Source organism: Pseudoalteromonas sp. APC 3893, from assembly GCF_030408095.1.
Taxonomy (GTDB): domain Bacteria; phylum Pseudomonadota; class Gammaproteobacteria; order Enterobacterales; family Alteromonadaceae; genus Pseudoalteromonas.
The window spans coordinates 30783-46737 of the sequence record NZ_JASDCD010000020.1; the positions used below are offsets into that span (position 1 = coordinate 30783).

15 protein-coding genes are annotated in these 15955 nt (G+C 39.3%); 10 read left to right on the forward strand and 5 right to left on the reverse strand.

What is annotated here, in order from left to right; all coding sequences use genetic code 11:
* Positions 1-117 precede the first annotated feature (117 nt).
* Both QMA12_RS17735 and QMA12_RS17740 read left to right on the forward strand, forming a co-directional pair.
* Positions 118-861 carry a copper homeostasis protein CutC gene (locus QMA12_RS17735; RefSeq protein WP_290295290.1) on the forward strand — a complete coding sequence of 248 codons (744 nt, stop codon included), beginning with the start codon at positions 118-120 and terminating at the stop codon, positions 859-861.
* Positions 854-1729, forward strand: coding sequence for a BadF/BadG/BcrA/BcrD ATPase family protein (locus QMA12_RS17740; protein WP_290210913.1), 876 nt, complete (start codon positions 854-856; stop codon positions 1727-1729). The genes QMA12_RS17735 and QMA12_RS17740 overlap by 8 nt, the downstream gene beginning before the upstream one ends.
* On the opposite strand, the gene QMA12_RS17745 is transcribed toward QMA12_RS17740, so the two are convergent.
* Positions 1726-2451, reverse strand: a complete 726-nt coding sequence (locus QMA12_RS17745) for an AraC family transcriptional regulator (RefSeq protein WP_087531608.1) — start codon at positions 2449-2451, stop codon at positions 1726-1728. The two genes, QMA12_RS17740 and QMA12_RS17745, sit on opposite strands and share 4 nt — an antisense overlap.
* 161 nt (positions 2452-2612) lie before the next feature.
* Here QMA12_RS17745 and QMA12_RS17750 point away from each other — a divergent pair, with 161 nt between their 5' ends.
* From QMA12_RS17750 to QMA12_RS17780, 7 genes are read left to right on the forward strand one after another with little or no spacing between them, the layout of a single operon-like run.
* On the forward strand, positions 2613-3773 hold the full coding sequence (locus QMA12_RS17750) for a Gfo/Idh/MocA family oxidoreductase (protein ID WP_290210914.1): 1161 nt from the start codon (positions 2613-2615) through the stop codon (positions 3771-3773).
* 6 nt (positions 3774-3779) lie between these two features.
* On the forward strand, positions 3780-4835 hold the full coding sequence (locus QMA12_RS17755) for a sugar phosphate isomerase/epimerase (protein ID WP_290210915.1): 1056 nt from the start codon (positions 3780-3782) through the stop codon (positions 4833-4835).
* A 15-nt stretch (positions 4836-4850) separates the two neighbouring features.
* Positions 4851-6068 carry an MFS transporter gene (locus QMA12_RS17760; protein WP_290210916.1) on the forward strand — a complete coding sequence of 406 codons (1218 nt, stop codon included), beginning with the start codon at positions 4851-4853 and terminating at the stop codon, positions 6066-6068.
* 38 nt (positions 6069-6106) lie between these two features.
* A complete protein-coding gene (locus tag QMA12_RS17765; protein ID WP_087531609.1) occupies positions 6107-6799 on the forward strand; it encodes a DUF1080 domain-containing protein in 693 nt (230 codons plus the stop codon).
* Positions 6800-6801: 2 nt separating this feature from the next.
* Positions 6802-8481 (forward strand): GMC family oxidoreductase, encoded by a 1680-nt coding sequence (locus QMA12_RS17770; protein ID WP_290210917.1) that lies wholly within the window; start codon positions 6802-6804, stop codon positions 8479-8481.
* A 1-nt stretch (position 8482) separates the two neighbouring features.
* Positions 8483-9232 (forward strand): gluconate 2-dehydrogenase subunit 3 family protein, encoded by a 750-nt coding sequence (locus QMA12_RS17775; protein ID WP_290210918.1) that lies wholly within the window; start codon positions 8483-8485, stop codon positions 9230-9232.
* Between the two features lie 60 nt (positions 9233-9292).
* Complete coding sequence (locus tag QMA12_RS17780; protein WP_290210919.1) at positions 9293-10159, forward strand: sugar phosphate isomerase/epimerase; 867 nt, start codon at positions 9293-9295, stop codon at positions 10157-10159.
* A gap of 60 nt (positions 10160-10219) precedes the next feature.
* Here QMA12_RS17780 and rnd read toward each other — a convergent pair whose 3' ends face one another.
* The 3 genes from rnd to QMA12_RS17795 form a co-directional block, all read right to left on the reverse strand.
* Positions 10220-11350, reverse strand: a complete 1131-nt coding sequence (rnd, locus tag QMA12_RS17785; RefSeq protein WP_290210921.1) for a ribonuclease D — start codon at positions 11348-11350, stop codon at positions 10220-10222.
* A 50-nt stretch (positions 11351-11400) separates the two neighbouring features.
* Positions 11401-13053, reverse strand: a complete 1653-nt coding sequence (fadD, locus tag QMA12_RS17790) for a long-chain-fatty-acid--CoA ligase FadD (protein WP_290210922.1) — start codon at positions 13051-13053, stop codon at positions 11401-11403.
* Between the two features lie 120 nt (positions 13054-13173).
* Positions 13174-14025 carry an alpha/beta hydrolase gene (locus QMA12_RS17795; RefSeq protein ID WP_290210923.1) on the reverse strand — a complete coding sequence of 284 codons (852 nt, stop codon included), beginning with the start codon at positions 14023-14025 and terminating at the stop codon, positions 13174-13176.
* A 100-nt stretch (positions 14026-14125) separates the two neighbouring features.
* On the opposite strand from QMA12_RS17795, the gene QMA12_RS17800 reads away from it, so the two are divergent.
* The gene (locus QMA12_RS17800; protein WP_290210924.1) at positions 14126-15412 is read left to right on the forward strand and encodes an alkaline phosphatase; all 1287 of its coding nucleotides are present in this window, start codon (positions 14126-14128) and stop codon (positions 15410-15412) included.
* Positions 15413-15600: 188 nt separating this feature from the next.
* On the opposite strand, the gene QMA12_RS17805 is transcribed toward QMA12_RS17800, so the two are convergent.
* Entirely contained in the window at positions 15601-15933 is a 333-nt protein-coding gene (locus QMA12_RS17805) for a hypothetical protein (RefSeq protein WP_087531496.1), read from the reverse strand.
* Positions 15934-15955: the final 22 nt, after the last annotated feature.

Sequence of the window (15955 nt, forward strand, 5' to 3'; positions counted from 1 at the left end):
AAAATCAATGTTTATTTATTTGAAAATACTTAAAATACAGATCGTTAAGTATATATTATTAAATAAGTGATTGTTCTCGATATTTTATTATTAAATTAACGATAGGTTTAGCAAAAAATGGCTATGGGTAAAAAACTAGAAATTTGTTTAAACTCTGATAATGAAACTCATTTGAATGATAATGTAAAAAATGCATTTATTGCAGGAGCAAGTAGGATCGAATTATGTAGCTCCATGCATCAAGATGGACTAACACCGTCAGACTCTGCAATTAGTAACTGTGCAAAAATAATTCCGAACAATGGTGAGTTATTAATAATGATAAGACCAATCGCAAATGATTTTAGTGTTGATGCACCCTTACTCAAGAAAATGCTGAACCAAATAGAAAAAGCAGCTGAATTAGGCGCTAACGGAGTTGTGTTTGGTGCCATAAAAGAGGCTGAGATCGATGTTGCAGCAACGAGGATCCTTGCCTCAACAGCACAAAAAAATAATTTAAAAACCACATTCCATCGTGCGTTTGACTGTATAGCTGAGCCATTAAATGCAATACCAACCCTAATCGATTTGGGGATAGATCGTGTTTTAACAAATGGTGCCCACTACAATGATGAGCAAAACATTTTACATGGTATTGAGTCATTACGACGTATTATAAAACGTGCTAACAATCAAATTGAGGTGGTTATTGGTGGTGGTGTTAACCCGCAAAATGCTGCAGAGTTATGGCCTATCTGTGAAGGAAAGTTAAGCTCACTTCATGCTTACTCTGCTGTTTTAAATGATCAAGGTAGAGTTATGCCACAGTACATAAGCCAACTTTTAAACCCATCTTTTGAGCAACTTACATATGACTAAACTTATCTCTTCACTGTATTTAGGTATCGACGGCGGTGGTACTAAATGTCGAGTGCGCCTTGAAGATGCCCAAGGAAAACTATTAGCAGAGGCTGTGAGTGGAGCCGCAAATATTGCCACGTCGGTAAATGTGGCTCAGCAATCAATTATTGATGCAGCCCAACAAGCATTAGCAGCTGCAAATTTACCACCTAGTTTGATGGCACATATACATGCCTATGCAGGGCTCGCAGGTGCAGGAATTGAAAGTTCAAAAAACGAAATGTCACAGTGGCAACACCCTTTTGCTTCATTTAATTTCTCTACTGATTTACACATAGCGTGCCACGGCGCACATGATGGTAACAATGGCGCTATTATTATTTTAGGCACCGGATTTTGTGCTGGTGCAATTGACAATACTTCTGTTATTGAGCTGGGCGGCCATGGTTTAATATTAAGTGACGGAGCAAGTGGTAGTTGGATGGGCCTTACGCTTTTTCGCTATGCACTAGAGGTTTTAGATGGCTTATCACCACCCACTGAACTAATAACCTTACTCTTAGCCGAATTAAATTGTGAAACCAGCAGCCAGTTAACTCAACTTGCGATTAATGAAAAGCCCGTTTTTTTCGCACGATTTGCACCATTGGTATTCCAGATGCAGTCTGATCCACTCGCAATTTCTATATTAAATCAGGCTACCTCCTTCACCTATCGATATATTAAGCACCTAGTGAATTTAGGCTTTAACAATATTTGTTTAATGGGCGGGATAGCAGATAAAATTAGTGCAAGGCTCCCTCATGATGCCAGGCAATATCTGTGCTCTGCGAAATATCCCCCTGAGCAAGCAGCGGTTGAACTTGCTAAACGATACACTAGTTAGTTATCAATGTTGTCGCGCATATGTGAAGGTATTTCACCAAATAAACGCCTAAATTGTTTACTAAAATAACTTGGCTCAGCAAAGCCACATTGATACGCTATTTGTGAAATAGGTAAGCTTGTTTCAACTAACAACCTACGTGCGTTTTCTAATCGAATTTCGTTGATAAATTGGTTGGGTGTTTTAGCTAAATGCTTCTTAAAGCGGCGCTCTAAAGCACTCACCGATAAATGTGCCATTTCGGCCAGCTCTTCGATGCTGATGTTACGATGGTAATGTTCTCGAATAAAATTAACCGGCTCTTCAATGGCTCTTACGTTTGATAAAGCTTTCGATGTTTTTTGTAAATGGCGTGTAACTCCATACGTCCCCAGTATTTCACCCTGATCTGAAAAAATCGCTTTTTTTGAGGTGGAAAACCAGGCTAATTCACCATTTGATGTTTTATTAAGCTCTAATCTGTCGGTAACAACATAGCCATTCATAACACGCTTATCATCATTTACATATTGAAAAGCTAAGTGTTTTGGCGAGAAGTCAAAATCAGTTTTGAGGGCTATTTGGTCAAATGACTTATATCCTTTATGTTCAATAAAATGTTGATTTGCATATAAAATACGACTTTCATCATCTTTAACCCAAAACAAAATATCATGTAATAAGTCAAATGCAGAGATTAATTGATTTACACCTGCTTTATCTATAATTTGATGTATATCCACAATAATATATTCCAAAACATACGCTAACATGAAATACATAAAACGCCGAATTTGTTGCATTGTCAACCGAATTTTTATTACCCCTACTGGTATTCATTGATTATTATCAATAACAAGATATTAACCAAATTCAATAGACGACTATTGAGATGGAGCGTGTGATGAATAACACAAAAGTCCGTATGGGAATGGTCGGTGGTGCTGAGGGTGCATTTATTGGTGCAATTCACCGAATTGCTGCACGTTTAGATGGCCTCATTGATTTAGTTGCAGGTTCATTCAGTTCAGACCCTATTCGTAGCAGAGCGACTGCAGATATGTTGGGAATTAACCCTTCAAGAAACTATGATAGTTACCAACAAATGTTTATTGAAGAGGCAAAACTTCCTGAAGATAAACGTATCGATTTTGTTGTTATAGTTACACCCAATCATTTGCATTTTTCTATCGCGAAACTCGCTATAGAGTCTGGTTTCCACGTCCTTTCAGACAAACCTGCAACACTCAATTTGCAAGAAGCACTGATTTTAGAGCAAACATTAAACCAAACTGAATGTTTATATGGCTTGACTCATACTTACACCGGCTACCCTATGATAAAGGAGGCTCGGCACAGAATTGCCCAAGGTGAGCTTGGCAACATTCGTAAAGTAGTTGTTGAATATAGTCAAGGTTGGCTTGCCAGCAATGAAGATGAACAAGGAAAACAGGCTAAATGGCGTTTAGATCCTGCAAAAGCAGGTATCAGCTGCTGTATCGCAGATATTGGTGTGCATGCAGCAAACTTAGCAGAATACGTAAGCGGCTTAGAAATATCCGCATTATGTGCTGATTTAAATCATGTCGTGCCAGGCAGAACTCTCGATGATGATGGCACCGTGTTACTACGATTTGATAACCAAGCTAAAGGTGTATTACTTGCCAGCCAAATAGCTCTTGGTGAGGAGAATAATTTAAATCTTCGCATTTATGGTGATAAAGCAAGCATCGAATGGAATCAAATGGAGCCCAATAGCTTATGGCTTAAAAGCCACAGTGCCCCGACCGTATTACTACGCTCTGGTATAGCACTAAAAAGCACAGCGGCACAAAATGCGCTTAGGGCCCCAGCAGGTCATCCAGAAGGTTACCTAGAAGCTTTCGCCAATATATATGTTAATTTTGCAAAACAGATTAAAGCAAAAAAACTAGCCGAAATAGCGACTAATGAACAATTTGATGTACCTGGTATTAAGCAAGCGATTAGAGGCATGGCATTTATCGAAAATGCAGTAGAAGCATCAAATAAAGACAGTAAATGGCACACATTTAAAATTGGATAATCATCGATGAAACAAATAAAAGGCCCAGCAATATTTTTAGCGCAATTCATAAGTGATGAAGCGCCATTTAACAAATTGGTAGACATTTGCCAATGGGCGTCAAACTTAGGCTACAAGGCAATTCAAATGCCTACGTCTAACCCTGAGATATTCGACTTAGAAAAAGCAGCTCAAAGCCAAGATTACTGCGATGAAGTAACTAGCATAATTGCACAAGCTGGGCTTACAATTTCAGAGCTTTCTACACACTTACAAGGTCAGCTCGTTGCCGTACACCCAGCATATGATGAAATGTTTGATAACTTTGCGCCAGAGCACCTTCGCGGCGACCCAACTAACCGCACGCAGTGGGCTAATGATCAGTTAATGCTCGCTGCTAAAGCAAGTCGTAACCTTGGCCTTAAAACACACGTTACATTTTCAGGTGCGTTGTTATGGCACACCTTTTACCCTTGGCCGCAGCGCCCTCAAGGCTTAGTTGAAGACGGGTTCAAGGAGCTTGCAGCACGTTGGATGCCTATTCTCGATTATTTTGATGAGATGGGGGTTGATGTGTGCTACGAGCTTCATCCTGGTGAAGATTTACATGACGGCGTGACTTTTGAACGGTTTTTAGCTGCTACTAATAATCACCCACGGGTAAATATTCTCTACGATCCAAGTCACTTTGTGTTACAGCAACTGGATTATCTTGCGTTTATTGATCTTTACCACTCGCGAATTAAAGCATTTCACGTTAAAGATGCTGAATTCAACGCAAACGGTAAAAGTGGTATTTATGGTGGCTATCAAAGCTGGCAGGACCGCCCTGGCCGCTTTCGTTCATTAGGTGATGGCCAAGTCGATTTCAACGGTATATTTAGTAAATTAACTCAGTATGGCTTTGATGGTTGGGCAGTATTGGAATGGGAGTGTTGTATCAAAGATTCTGAGCAAGGTGCTAAAGAAGGCGCGCCATTTATACAACAACACTTAATAACCCCGACAGCTAAAGCATTTGATGATTTTAGTGCAATGGCGAGCGATACCCAGCGAAATAAGCGGATATTAGGTATTAACTAAACAGGATCACACACAATGAATAACAATAAGAATCACAGCCTCATTTTTCGTTTATGTTGTATCGCGTTAATAGTCACATCAATGACATTTGCGATTCGTGCCGGTATTTTAGGCCAACTTGGCGCACAATTTGGCTTAACTAGTACACAGCTTGGCTGGGTCAACGCGATGGCATTTTTAGGCTTTCCGATTGCAACTATGCTAGGGGGCATCATTTATAATGCCATCGGCGCAAAAAAATTAGTGGCTCTGGCATTTTTCTGTCATCTAGCAGGGCTTTTATTAACTATCTCTGCTGAAGGTTTTTGGGCTTTACTTATATCTACATTTTTAATTGGGTTTGCTAATGGCTCTGTTGAAGCTGGGTGTAATCCTTTAATTGCACAAATGTACCCAAAAAACACCACCACCATGTTAAATCGTTTCCATGTATGGTTTCCTGGCGGTATTGTTATTGGCGCTTTAGCTTCAAATGCGATGACATCAGCCAGCTTTAATTGGCAATGGCAAGTGGCGTTAATTTTAATACCTACGGCTACCTATGGCGCAATGATGCTAACAGCTCAATTTCCTAAGTTTGATGCGCAGCAAAACTCCACCAGCAGTAACTTGAAAAACCTTCTGTCACCTTTGTATTTATTCTTGATCATTTGCATGACTTTAACAGCCGTAACAGAATTTGGCACTCAGCAATGGATTGAGCAAATTCTTGGGTCATCAGGTGCATCACCTATGGTTATTTTAGCGCTTATTACTGGCCTGATGGCGCTGGGCCGTTTCTTTGCAGGACCAATAGTTCATCGCTTTAGTCCTTCCGGTGTATTGCTTGGGTCAGCAATATTTTCAACGATTGGAATATATATGATGAGCCAAGCACAAGGCAGCGCTATTTACTTTGCAGCTGCAATGTTTGCAATCGGAGTTACCTATTTTTGGCCAACCATGATCGGGTGTGTTGCTGAATACACGCCTAAAACGGGTGCCTTGGGTATGTCATTAATCGGTGGTGCGGGCATGTTTGCCATGAGTTTATGGAATCCGGTAATTGGTAATTGGATTGATAGCGCAAAAACGCAAGCTCAAACGCAAAACATTACGCCAGAGCAAGTAGAAGTTGTTGCTGGGCAAGCTGTTTTACAAAACCTATTACTCTTCCCGGTTGTACTTATCGTCGTATTTATCGGTCTTCATTTATTTATAAGAAAAAATAAAAGCGTAGAACAGTACGTTTAATGCAACTAACACGTAGCACACAAAATAAGGGGTATTTTATGCTTAAAACAATTTCGGTTTTATCAATTGCACTGGCCTTTACCGGTACCGCATTTGCTAAAAGCATCGATAATCAACTTTCTCAAGAAGAAGAAAAAGCCGGATGGCAGTTACTATTTAACGGTCAAGATATGTCGCAATGGCGTAACTTTAAAAGTGATTCAATCAGCTCAAAATGGGTTATCGATGATGGGGCAATGCTCCTAACAAAAGGTGGTGGTGATATTTTAACTAAAAAATCATACCAAAATTTTGATTTAAAAATTGATTGGAAGATTAGTGAAGTCGGCAATAGTGGTATTTTTGTGCTTGCTGATGAATTAGGGAGCATGATTTATTCCCATGCACCTGAAATACAGATCATTGATAACGAACGCCACTCAGATACTGAAATTGACTCACATTTATCAGGCTCAATTTATGATTTATTAACTGCACCGAGTGCCGCACATAAACCTGCGATGCAATGGAATACTGTACGTATCAAAATGCTGAATAATCATTTACAGGTTTGGCAAAATGGCGTCAGTACCGTCAGCATGGTTGTGGGTAGCAGTTCGTGGAATACCCTAGTTAAAAACAGCAAATTTGCAACCTGGTCTAACTTTGCAACCTCTGAGCAAGGCCATATTGGCTTGCAAGATCATGGTGACAAAGTTTGGTTCAAAAATATAAAAATTAAGGAGCTATAACTATGTCTACTTTTGATCATAAAGTACTTGTTGTTGGGTCAGGTGCTGGCGGTGCAATGGCTGCATATACCTTAACAAAATTAGGGCACAAAGTACTTCTACTTGAAGCAGGCCGCGATTACGACCCGAAAAAAGAAAGCCCGATGTTTCGCCGTAACAGTGAAGCCCCATTAATGGGAGCTGGGAATAAAGATAAAAACTTTGGCTTTTACGATGCAACCGTTGATGGTGGTTGGCAAGTTCCTGACGAACCTTATACTAACGCAAAAGGAACCAATTTTTATTGGTGGCGAGCTCGTATGCTTGGTGGACGTACTAACCATTGGGGTCGTTACTCACTTAGGTTTAGTGAACATGATTTTAAAGGTAAAAGCCAAGACGGAAACGGAGCAGATTGGCCATTCGTCTATGAGGATATTGCGCCATGGTATGACATCACTGAAGAATTAGTAGGGATTTGTGGCACAAATACAGGCCTTGACGATATGCCTCCTTCAGCGCCAGGTGTGTTGCAACCACCTCCAACACCAAGAGTCCCCGAGCTACTTATTGCTGCAAGTGCAAAAAAGCTTGGTATTTCTGCCGTGCCAATGCACAGAGCCGTTTTAACACGTAATAAAGATGACAGAATGGCATGCTTTTATGCAACGCCATGTGGCCATGGTTGTTCTATTGGTGCAGCGTTTCAAACAACCACCTCGCTATTACCAATGGCAAAAGCAACAGGTAACCTAGAAATAATAACCGATGCAATGGTTAAATCTGTTGCCGTTGACGACAATGGTAAAGTTACTGGTGTGACGTATGTTGATAAAAAGACAGTTTCTGAACAGTCATTGTCAGCTGATATTGTTATCCTTGCAGCAAGTGCATGCGAGTCAGCGCGTATTCTTCTTAACTCTAAACATAAGAAACACCCTAAGGGATTAGCTAATTCAAGTGGTCAGGTGGGTCGTAATCTTATGGACTCTACCGGTGCTTGGCTTGGTGCTCAAATACCAGCATTAAAAGGTCGACCTCGTTATAACGAAGATGGTCATACCGGAAATCACCTATTTATCCCTTGGTGGGGACATAAAGCCCATGCTAAAGGTGAGCTGGACTTCCCACGTGGCTATCACTTTGAAATAAGCAGTGGCTTTAATCAACCAGGCTCTGGTGTATCGGGTGATAAAAAAGGCTACGGGGCTGAGTTAAAACAACAAGTACGCGATGCCTATGGCTCCTATGTAGGCTTTGCTCTGCGTGGTGAGATGCTTCCAAATGATGACACTTATATGGAAATTGATGAAAATACAAAAGATAAATGGGGTATTCCAGTTTCTAAGTTTCATTTTAAATGGTCTGATCGAGAACTTAAACAAATTAAACACGGTTTAAAAACAGCGAAGCAAATTTTAGAAAACATGGGTGCTAAGGTAGGTAAATTACCTCCAGCAGAGAAAGCAATTTCCAAAGGTGGTGAGATCATTCACGAAGTTGGTACAACGCGAATGGGCAGCGATCCTAAGGATTCTGTTACCAACCAATGGGGGCAAACATGGGATTGCAATAATTTATTTGTTATGGATGCGGGCGTATTCGCGTCTAACCCCCATAAGAACTGCACGCTCACAATAATGACTTTAGCAATGCGCAACTCAACCTGGATTTCAGAACAAATTGAACAAGGAGTGCTTTAACATGCATAACGAAGATCGTGTTGATTCATATAAATACATTTCTGGGATGACTCGCCGAGAGTCACTTAAGTGGCTCGGTTTACTCGCAGCAGGTTCAGCTGTGTCACTTTCTGCAGGTTGCAGCAAAGCACTAGAAGAAAAAATAAGTGATAAAGGCCATTGGCCCGAATTAGATTTAAAACCAATTACAGCTAAGGGCTATGGCACTGATCCTAACATGGTTATGCCACCAGAATCTCCATGGCCGCTCACCTTAACTCAGCATCAATTAAACCTAGTTGCTGTTTTAGCAGATTACATTGTGCCAAAAGAAGGTAATAACCCTAGCGCTACTGATGTCAATGTGCCCAGCGTCATTGATGAATGGGTAAGCTCTCCTTATAACGGACAACAAAAGGATCGGGTCACGATTCTCCATGGCCTTGCCTGGATTGATGACGAGTCTAATTTGCGTTTCAAAAAGCAATTTATCGCATTAAACAGCGATCAACAAACTGCTATTTTAAATGACATTGCCTATTTTGATGATACTACACCGGCTCAATTCCAACGAATTGGTAATGCCTTTTTAAGATTTAAAAATTTAGTATTGGGTGCTTATTTTTGTACTCCCCAAGGCTGTAAAGATATTGGTTATTTAGGCAATGTGCCAATTGCCGGCGATTACCCAGGTCCTTCCAGTGAAGCAAAAGCACATCTTGATAGCGTGTTAGCTGAGCTTGGATTAACTGAGTATGCATACCAAGATTAATTTTTAGTTAGCCCAGACCAAAGCAGGGAGCAATCCCTGCTTCTTTATAGGTGTTTTATAATGATTAATAACAAGATTTCGTTTTTTTATTACTGCAAAGCTTTATTGATAATAAGCCTTTTACTGTCGATGCCGTTACAGTCTAAAAAGTCATCGCTTCCCATCAGCGTTCAACTTTGGTCAGTTAAAAATGAATTAAAACAAGATTTTGATGGTACTTTAAACGCACTTGCAAATATGGGGTTTAACGGCGTTGAGTTTGCTGGAGAGTTTGGTAATTACAAGGAAAACCCAAGTGCACTTAGGGCTCGATTAGATAATTTAGGGCTTGTTGCAAGTAGCGCACACATTGGGTTTGACGCACTTACAAAAGATAAGTTAGAAAGTACACTACTGTTCTATAAATCGCTTGGTGTAAGTCTACTTTTTGTACCTTGGGATGAACGAGCATGGGATCCAAAGGGAATTAAATCATTAAATAAACAACTCAGTGAAGTGAATGAATTAGCGCAGAAATATGCTATGTCAATTGGCTTTCATAACCATAACAGGGAGTTTGAGCAATTTAAAAATGCGACATATTGGGACAATATTGCCAGCAATACTCCTAAAACAATGCCCTTACAGCTTGATATTGGCTGGGTACATTTCGCTAATAAAAACCCTATTTATTACATAAAAAAATACCCAGGCAGAACCTTAGCTACACATTTGAAAGTACGGACTCACGAAGGAGATAATTTAAGCCCAATATTTGGTGAAAATGATTATCCTTGGCAAAAAATAATCAAGTCTTTGCTGATTGATGGAGGGGTTGAGTGGCTCGTGATTGAACAAGAAGAGTACCCTCAAGGACTTACACCTTTGCAAAGTGTTGCAAAATCAAAAGCTAATTTAGATACTATTCTTGCTACTATGAATCAATAAAAAGCTAAGAACTCGCTTTAAACAAGCGAGTTCAAACTAATTAACCTGAACTCTGGTTAATTACACATCCCACTCTTGCAATACTTCTTTTACGTAGTCATACCGCCAAGAATTAAGTAAATCAGGCTTTATGTGTGTTGTGCGTTGCTCAGGTGTCAATTTCCAATTCCAGCTAATGAGTTGATTTATTTGTTTTTTAGATGCAAGAACATCTTCAGGGATCCCCTGCTCTTTGGCCACTTTAGTAATTTTTTGTTTAATTTCTTTAGCTACTTTTTTATAAGCAGGAAAATCAATTAATCGCTTAAGTTGTTCAGGGTACTGAGACACCTCTATTATTTTTGCTTGTTCTATACACTTCAATATTTCTACACCAGAGCGATTCACTTCAATATTTTCAACGTCTGGAATATTACGTAATGCATTTAAACTTGTTGGTTTACGCTTTGCTATCTCAACAAGGTTATGCTCTTTTACGACAAAATTAAGCGCTAAATTTTTACGTATTGCTTTATTTCTTCGCCAAGCAGCGAGTTCTTTTAAAATCACTAATTCTGATGGCTTTAATTGCCATGCATTTTTTATATCTTTATATAATAAATCATCTGGCACTTGATAAGCGCGCTTTTGCGCTACTAAATTAGTTTCATTGATAACTAACTGAAAATAGTCTGCTTCATTAATTTGCTCAATAATGATCTTAAAGCAAGGTAGTAAGTGATATACATCCGCTGCAGCATAATCGAGCTGCTTCTGAGTTAGTGGACGCTGTAACCAATTGGTTCTGGACTCACTTTTATCGATATCAATGTCAAGTAAAGCTTTAACCATGTGTGCAAAGCCCATGCAATTGCCACGGCCAAGTAACTGCAAAGCAAACTGGGTATCAAATAACGGTGTAGGAACAAATCCTGCGTACTTTTGAAATACCTCAATGTCTTCTGACGGTGAATGCAGCACTTTTAATACATTTTCATCACGTAATATCTCCCAGAACTCAAACAATGATAGTTCAGCTAAGGGGTCTATCAGCGCAAGATGCTCTCCATCATATACCTGAATTAACGCAACTTCCGGGTAAAGTGTTCTTCGACGCATGAACTCAGTATCAATTGCCAATAAAGGTTTATTACGAATTTGCTCTACAAACTCATTAAGTTGATTTTGGGTTTGGATCAATTGGTATTGCACTTTTGCTCCTACAATAAAAAAACCGGCAATTGCCGGTTTTTTTATAGTTGCTAATCTTTCAAAGCTCTTCTGAGTATTTTACCAACATTGGTTTTTGGTAACTCATCCCTAAACTCAACGAGTTTGGGCACTTTGTAATTAGTTAAATTATCACGACAGTGTTTTATTATATCTTTTTCAGTTAAAGATGGGTCTTTTTTAACAATAAAAACTTTAACTTGTTCACCACTGACATCGTGAGGAATACCGATAGCCGCACATTCAAGTACACCATCATGCATTGCAACCACTTCTTCAATCTCATTTGGGAACACATTAAAGCCAGATACAATGATCATGTCTTTTTTACGATCCACAATATAAAAGAAGCCTTCATCATCGTAAGTGGCAATATCACCCGTTGCAAACCAGCCGTCTTTTAAACATTCAGCGGTTGCATCTGGGCGGTTATAATAGCCAAGCATTACTTGAGGACCTTTAACCCACAACTCACCTGGCTCACCTTTTGCGGCCTCTTCGCCATTATCAAGCATAAGCTTAAGTTCTGTACTTGGAGCAGGTAAACCAATTGAACCGTTATATGCTTCTAAATCATACGGACTAATAGTAACAAGTGGTGCACACTCAGTTAAGCCGTAGCCTTCCATTAATTTAGTGTTAGTTACTGACTGCCATTTTTCAGCAACAGGACGCTGAACAGCCATACCACCACCTAATGACATTTTAAGATGGCTAAAATCAAGCTCAGCAAATCCAGGGGTATTTAATAACCCATTGAACAGCGTGTTTACCCCAGTAATAGCAGTAAATTTATGCTGGCCTAGCTCTTTTACAAACCCAGGCATATCACGCGGATTAGTGATTAATAGGTTAAGTCCACCGTACTTCATAAATGCAAGGCAGTTAGCCGTTAAAGCAAATATATGATAAAGCGGTAATGCGGTAACAACAACTTCTTTACCGCGTTCAAGCACTTTATCTAAACAACCAGATACTTGCTCAAGATTACCAACCATATTGCCATGGCTTAACATTGCACCTTTTGATACACCGGTTGTGCCACCTGTGTATTGCAAAAAAGCAAGGTCGTTTAAAGTAATTTCTGGCTTTACGTATCGATTCTCGTCACCGCCAAGTGCCTGCGAAAACTTAATTGGGTTTGGTAAATTATATGTAGGCACCATTTTTTTAATGTGTTTAACGACAAAGTTTACGATGTGTTTTTTAACACCACCTACCATATCGCCAACTTGTGTCACTACAATGTGTTTTACATTCGTTTTAGCCAATGCTTTTTCTAATGTGTCAGCAAAGTTAGCTAAGATAAAGATAGCCTCTGACTCAGAATCATTAAGCTGATGCTCAAGCTCGCGCACTGTATAAAGTGGGTTTACATTAACGACTACACAACCAGCACGTAGAATACCTAAAATTGTCACTGGTGTTTGCAACAGGTTTGGCATCATGACCGCAACCTTTGCACCCTTTTTTAGTCCCAAGTCATTTTGGATATAAGACGCAACACGTTTAGTTGCACTGTCCATCTCATTATAACTTAAGGTTTTGCCCATATTAGTAAAGGCTGGTAAATCTTTGTAATCAGCGAAGCTCTTCTCAAACACTTCTAATAATGAATTATAGTGTTCAGGGTCGATAGTTTCAGGCATACCTTCTGGGTAGCGCTTAAGCCAGATCTTTTCCACTCTTAGCTCCTGTTCTGTTTATAATTTATTTTTATTAAACCTTAAACTATGTAAGGCACTTTAACAATCGAGCAAATACTCTAATCGACAAATAATCCCACATTTGGGGCAATTATACAATTAACATGCACCAGTTTGCTGCATAAATGCATGAACTTGCAATAGGCATTGCTCATTACTTTGCATATGACAATGGTGCCCGCCATCCACTTCAACTACATTTAAATCTTTGAAATAACAACTATATTTAGCTAAATTCTCAACTACAAACGGATACCCTTCAGAACCTAATATCAGCTGACATGGCACATTTATTTCATTTATAATTGCTATACATTGTGGTTCATCAAATCTAAATCCTGAATGATTTTTGAGCTTAGGGTCTGTTGTCAACTGTATTCCTTGCTCTGTCGACACAAGATTTCTGTCCATTAATAGAGCAATTAATTCCATCGATAAATCGGTGGATAGCGCCCGCGCCTTGTAAACTTGCTCTTTCGAGTCATAAAATCGCGGTTTTCTATTGCGTATTTGGTGACGTTTTAGTATCGCTAAACGTAATTGTTTTACCACCTCATCACTAGGTGTAGTCATCACACCAAAACCTTCAATCATAGTGACAGAGAGAACCTTTTGGGGAAAACAACTGGCGAAAAGACCTGCGGCCATTGCCCCCATAGAATGGCCTACGAGGTGTACTTTATCTACTCCTAGTTCAAGTATTAAGTTATAAACATCATCAATATAATCAGCAAAGTAATAATGTGCATCGGCGCTGCGCCAATCTGACTTGCCATGTCCAGGAAAGTCAATACAGTACCAAGTCGCATAAAGTTGAGCACCATCAAGCATCGGAATAAAACTATGACAATTATCTAACCAACCATGTAACGCAATCACGACTTCTTTGCCTGAGCCAAAGGTTAGGCCATGAAGTGTTAATTCGCCACTTTGAATTGAAAATGATTGCACCTAGTTACTCCTCTATATTTTAGGGCTGTTCAACGAAAAATACATTTATTTATAATACATTGCATATACAATAACACCATACAATACACAGGGTACAAAAATGAAAAAACAATTAAGCCTATTGGCACTGCTATGTTCAAGCAGTCTCTATGCAGAGCAAGCACCAAAAAACATTATTTACATGATTGGCGATGGTATGGGCCCTGCGTATACCACTGCTTATCGTTATTATAAAGATGACGCTAAAACTAAGCAGATTGAAAATACAGTATTCGATACAATTTTAATGGGCATGGCACATACTTATCCTGACGATCATACTTATGTCACTGATAGCGCAGCCAGCGCAACAGCACTGAGCTCTGGCCATAAAAGTTATAATGGTGCAATTGCCGTTGATACCGATAAAAAGCCAGTTAAAACAATGCTTGAAATTGCCAAAGAAAAAGGCATGATCACTGCTTTAGTTGCTACATCGCAAATCAATCATGCAACACCTGCCAGTTTTGCCTCTCACAATGAATCTCGCCGTAACTATGACGAAATTGCCAATGATTATATAGATAACAAAATTGCGGGAAAACTGCCTGTTGATCTCATGTTAGGCGGTGGTACTAAGTACTTTATTCGCGAAGATCGTAATCTCGTCGAAGAATTTAAAGACGCGGGTTACCATTACAGCGATGAGTTTAGTTCATTAAGCGATATAAAACAGTTACCAGCACTAGGACTTTATGCCCCTGTGGGTATGCCATATGCGTTAGATGAAAATCCAACGCGATTAGCTAAAATGACTAATAAAGCCCTTACTCTACTCGATAAAAACAAAAAAGATGGCTTTTTTGTAATGATTGAAGGCAGCCAGATTGATTGGTGCGGGCATGCTAACGATATTGCATGTGCGATGGCTGAGATGGACGACTTTGCAAAATCTATTGAGCTTGCTAAAGCTTATATAGATCAAAACCCAGACACACTGCTAGTCGTCACGGCCGATCACTCAACTGGTGGTTTATCTATTGGTGCCCATAGCCAGTATAAATGGGAAACTGATGTCATTAAAGGCGTAAAAGCAACCGCTACAACCCTTACTGCACTGCTGCTTCAGAGCAGTGATATAAAAACAGTATGGCAAGAAAATACAAATATTGAATTTAGCCCGCAAAATAAAGTGAAATTAGAGCAAGCTAAAAAACTGGGTGAAAAAGCACTCAATTTAGTTGTTAAGAATATCATTAATAAAGCAAGCTTTACCGGATGGACAACGGGCGGTCACACAGCGGTAGACGTACAAGTTTTTGCCTACGGTACTGGTGCATCTGAGTTTACAGGTTCGATAGATAATGTTGAAATTGCAGATAAATTAATAAACTTTATAAATAATTAAGCTTTATTTTTTAACAGGTTCAACACCACGTTAAACGCTAATGCTTTATTATATAAAAAGCCCTGTATTGAATGTATTTGGGCTTTTTTTACTACTGATTCATGCAATTCATTTCTACTCTTTGAGCAACATTTGCGTTGCATTTACCAGCTAATCTAATTAGTGCTAGCGTCATTGTGAGGATTAATTTAAGCGTAAATATCCACACCAATTAAATTTTGTACTTCAGCCCGACGCTCAAGGTTGGCAAATTCAGTATAAGTGGAAATAGCTTTGCTTACTTTGGCTGAGGGTTGATCATAGATAGTTTGTTGATATTGTGTATTTGTTTTATTGCTGTTTAATTGAAGTTTCTGAGCAAGATCAAAGCCTTCTTGACTCGATTTAACATATTCGGGCTTTTTTTCATGGCCATTAGATTGCTCTAATAAACGTTGCGGTTTATTAGCTACATTCTGTTTAGAGGTAATCTTACCGGGAATATCACCCGTGTAAAAACCTGAGCCAATGGGTAAAGTCACATGCAGTTCTCATCAAAAAGGT

Coding starts and splice junctions, on each gene's coding strand:
- QMA12_RS17735 (WP_290295290.1), top strand. CDS start 118: ATGGCTATGGGTAAAAAACTAGAAATTTGTTTAAACTCTGATAATGAA.
- QMA12_RS17740 (WP_290210913.1), top strand. CDS start 854: ATGACTAAACTTATCTCTTCACTGTATTTAGGTATCGACGGCGGTGGT.
- QMA12_RS17750 (WP_290210914.1), top strand. CDS start 2,613: ATGAATAACACAAAAGTCCGTATGGGAATGGTCGGTGGTGCTGAGGGT.
- QMA12_RS17755 (WP_290210915.1), top strand. CDS start 3,780: ATGAAACAAATAAAAGGCCCAGCAATATTTTTAGCGCAATTCATAAGT.
- QMA12_RS17760 (WP_290210916.1), top strand. CDS start 4,851: ATGAATAACAATAAGAATCACAGCCTCATTTTTCGTTTATGTTGTATC.
- QMA12_RS17765 (WP_087531609.1), top strand. CDS start 6,107: ATGCTTAAAACAATTTCGGTTTTATCAATTGCACTGGCCTTTACCGGT.
- QMA12_RS17770 (WP_290210917.1), top strand. CDS start 6,802: ATGTCTACTTTTGATCATAAAGTACTTGTTGTTGGGTCAGGTGCTGGC.
- QMA12_RS17775 (WP_290210918.1), top strand. CDS start 8,483: ATGCATAACGAAGATCGTGTTGATTCATATAAATACATTTCTGGGATG.
- QMA12_RS17780 (WP_290210919.1), top strand. CDS start 9,293: ATGATTAATAACAAGATTTCGTTTTTTTATTACTGCAAAGCTTTATTG.
- QMA12_RS17800 (WP_290210924.1), top strand. CDS start 14,126: ATGAAAAAACAATTAAGCCTATTGGCACTGCTATGTTCAAGCAGTCTC.